The following is a 3,457-nucleotide window of genomic DNA, read 5'->3' as shown; positions in this document are numbered from 1 at the left end:
CCTCGACCGCCAGGACGGCCGCGGCGTCGCGTACGTCGACGCGGACGGTCGCGGCGGTCCCCGGGGGCGTGTGGGCGCGCACGTTCGCCAGCAGGTTGTCGAGGACCCGGCGGAGCGGCTCGCGGTCGCCCGCGACGACGACGGGGCCGTCGGCGCGCAGCGTCAGTGGGCGGGCCGGGTCCACGACGGCGGCGTCGGCGACGGCGTCGGCGGCGAGCGCGGCCAGGTCGACGGGCCCGCGCTCGGGGGGCCGTCCCTCGTCGAGACGGGCGAGCAGCAGCATCTCGTCGACGAGCCGCCCCATCCGCTCGGCCTCGGACTCGATGCGGCGCATGGCCTTGGCCAGGTCGGCGGGCCGGTCGGCGGCGCCGCGGCGGAACAGCTCGGCGTACCCGCGGACGATCGCGACGGGGGTGCGCAGCTCGTGCGAGGCGTCGGCGACGAACCGGCGGAGCCGGTCGCGCGACTCCTCGCGGTCGCGGAACGCCGTCTCGATCTGCGCGAGCATCGCGTTGAGCGCCGCCGCGAGCCGTCCCACCTCGGTCCCGGCGGCGGGCGGCGGCGCGGGGACGCGGCGGGCCAGATCGTCCGCGCGGGTGACGTCGCCGATCCGCCCGGCCGCGGCGGCGATCTCCGCGAGCGGCCGGGTGGCGCGCCGGACGGCGAGGCCGCCGAGCAGGCCGACGCCGAGCAGCACGGCGGCGGTGACGGCGACCTGGGTGCCGAGGGTGCGGCCGAACAGCTCGTCCTGTTCCCCGGTGCGCATGGCGGTGACGAGGATCGCGCGACGGTCCGGGGTCCAGGCGGCGCGGACGATCCAGCCGGGGGCGTCGCGCCCGAACGGGCCCGCGCCGTCCTCCCCGGCGGGCTCCTCGACGCGGACGAACCGTTCGCCGTCCGGGCCGTCGCCGGTGACCGGTTCCGGGCGCAGGTCGCGCGGCAGCGGGGGCGTCCCGGCGGGTGCGACGGTCTGCACGACGGCGGCGTCCGGGCGCGGACCTGGAAGTACAGGGGCAGCCCGCCGTCCGCGGCGGCGGCCCGCCAGAGCCGGGGCAGGGCGGTCTCGGCGGGCGGCAGCCGCGGGGTCGCGCCGTCGGCGGGCCGGGCCGCGAGGATCTCGCCCGCCGCCCGTCCGGCGGCGCTCAGCCGGGCCCGTTCGGCGCCGGACTTCCAGTCGTGGAAGGCGGCGAAGGTGGACGCGCCCGCGACCACGAGCCCGAGGGCCAGCAGGCCCACCTGGACGAGTACGAGGCGCCCGCGCAGCGACATCAGTCCTCCGCCCGGGGCAGGCGCATGATGTAGCCGACGCGCGGCACGGTGTGGATCAGCCGGGGGCCGTGCCCGTCGAGCTTGCGGCGCAGGTAGCTGACGTAGGTCTGCACGACGCCGTCGCCGCCGCCGAAGTCGTACTGCCAGACGTGGTCGAGGAGCTGCCTCTTGGTGAGGACGCGGCCGGCGTTCAGCGTCAGGTACCGCAGCAGCTTGAACTCGGTGGGGGTCAGCTCGACGAGCGTCCCGGCGCGGCGCACCTCGTAGGTCGCCTCGTCGATCTCCAGGTCGGCGAACGCGGTGCGCTCCGGGTCCGGCCCGTCCGGACGGGTGCGGCGCAGCACGGCGCGCACGCGGGCGATCAGCTCCTCCAGGCTGAACGGCTTGGTGACGTAGTCGTCGCCGCCGACCGTGAGGCCCTTGACCCGGTCCTCGACGGCGTCGCGGGCGGTGAGGAACACGACGGGGGCGCGGCAGCCGTCGCGGCGCAGCCGGGCGCAGGCGTCCAGGCCGGAGCCGTCGGGCAGCATCACGTCCAGGACGATCAGGTCGGGGGGCGACCGGCGGACGCCGGCCAGCGCCTCGGCGCCCGAGCCCGCCGTCTCCGTCTCGAAGCCCTCGTAGCGCAGCGCGGTCGAGACGAGGTCGGCCAGGTACGTCTCGTCGTCGACGACGAGGATTCTCGTGGGGGGCGTCACGATCACCAGTGTCATGGGTGATCGCGGTGCGCGCACCGCGCTAGCCCTGTGAGAGTCCTGTGAGATCGCTGTGAACGTCTCCCGGGGGCGGATCCACAGCGATCTCCCAAGGCGCTCTCACGGCGTTCCGAGGGCGGGCCGCTGCAGTGGTCGCATGAACAGATTCTCTGGATTCGTGCTCCGGCACAGGCTCCTGGTGGGGCTGCTGTGGCTGGCCGCGGCGTGCGCGGGCGTGCTGGCGGTCGCGCAGGTCCCCGACCGGCTGCGGGAGGACTTCGCGCCGCCCGGGTCGGCGGCCGTCCACGCCAACGACGCGATCGTGGCGGCGTACCGGTCCGGCGGCGACGAGAAACCGGTCGTCCCCGTGGTGACGCTGCCGCCCGGGACGTCCGCCGACGATCCGCGCGCCCGCGCGGTCCTGCGGGAGGCGTTCGCGGCGGCCGAACGGGCGGTCGGCGGGCGGGCCGTCTCCTATCCGCGCACCGGCGACCGCGGTTTCGTCGGCGACGGCGGACGCACCGTGTACGGGCTGGTCTTCCCGCGCGTGACGCCGGGCGAGAGCGACATGGCCGACGGCCCCGATCCGGCGCGGCTGCTCGACGGCGCGATGCGTCCCGCCCTGCCGGACGGGGCGTCGCTGCGGATCACGGGCATGGACGGCCTGGAGGAGGACGCGGGCGGCGAGGGGCCGAGCGTGCTCGTCGAGACGCTCGTCGGCGGGCTCGGCGCGCTGGTGGTGCTCGCGTTCGTGTTCGGGTCGCTGCTGGCGGTGGTGCCGCTGCTGATCGCGGCGGTGTCGATCCTGACCTCGTTCGTCCTGGTGTACGCGATCACGGGCGTCACCGAGGTGAACTTCATGGTGCAGTTCGTGGTGGCGCTCATCGGCCTCGGCGTCGCCGTGGACTACTCGCTGCTGGTGGTGACGCGCTGGCGGGAGGAGCGTGCGCGCGGGCTCGACGGCGACGCGGCGACGCGGCGGGCGATGGGCACGGCGGGCAACGCGGTGGTGTTCAGCGCGGCGGCGGTCGCGATCGGGCTGATCGCGATGGTCGCGGTGCCGGTGGGGTTCCTGCGCAGCGTCGCCTACGGCGGGATGATCATCCCGGCGGTGAGCGCGCTGGCGACGCTGACGCTGCTGCCGGTCGTCCTGGTGACGGCGGGCCCCGCCCTGGACCGGATCGGGCCGCGCCGCCGCGCGACCGGGGCCCGCGCCGGACGGGCGTGGACGGCGTGGGCGCGGCGGGTGATCCGGTTCCGGGTCCCGGCCGTCCTCGCGTCCGTGGCGGTGCTCGGGTCGCTGGCGTTCGGCGCGACGGGGATGAACCTCGGCGAGGCGCACAGCGGGGCCCTCGCCAAGTCGGGGCCCGCCCACGAGGGCCTGGCGGAGTTGCGGCGGGCGGGCGTCCCGTCGGGCGTCCTGACGCCCGTGGACGTGCTGGTGCTGCGCGGCACCGACCCGGCGGCGGTCGCGGCCGGGCTGCGCGCGGTGC

3 protein-coding genes are annotated in these 3,457 nt (G+C 76.7%); 1 reads left to right on the top strand and 2 read right to left on the bottom strand.

What is annotated here, in order from left to right:
- Together BJF79_RS35110 and BJF79_RS35105 are read right to left on the bottom strand one after the other, a co-directional pair.
- Positions 1-976 (bottom strand): sensor histidine kinase (locus BJF79_RS35110; protein WP_262403028.1); only part of this gene is annotated, 976 nt, incomplete at its 3' end.
- Between the two features lie 292 nt (positions 977-1,268).
- Positions 1,269-1,982 (bottom strand): response regulator transcription factor, encoded by a 714-nt coding sequence (locus BJF79_RS35105; RefSeq protein ID WP_075903897.1) that lies wholly within the window; start codon positions 1,980-1,982, stop codon positions 1,269-1,271.
- A gap of 139 nt (positions 1,983-2,121) precedes the next feature.
- On the opposite strand from BJF79_RS35105, the gene BJF79_RS35100 reads away from it, so the two are divergent.
- The coding region (locus BJF79_RS35100) for an MMPL family transporter (RefSeq protein ID WP_262403027.1) at positions 2,122-3,457 on the top strand (1,336 nt) is incomplete at its 3' end.

This window comes from Actinomadura sp. CNU-125, from assembly GCF_001942465.1.
Taxonomy (GTDB): domain Bacteria; phylum Actinomycetota; class Actinomycetes; order Streptosporangiales; family Streptosporangiaceae; genus Spirillospora.
Note: the sequence above shows the minus strand (reverse complement) of the source record. Positions and strands in the feature narration are given on the sequence as shown.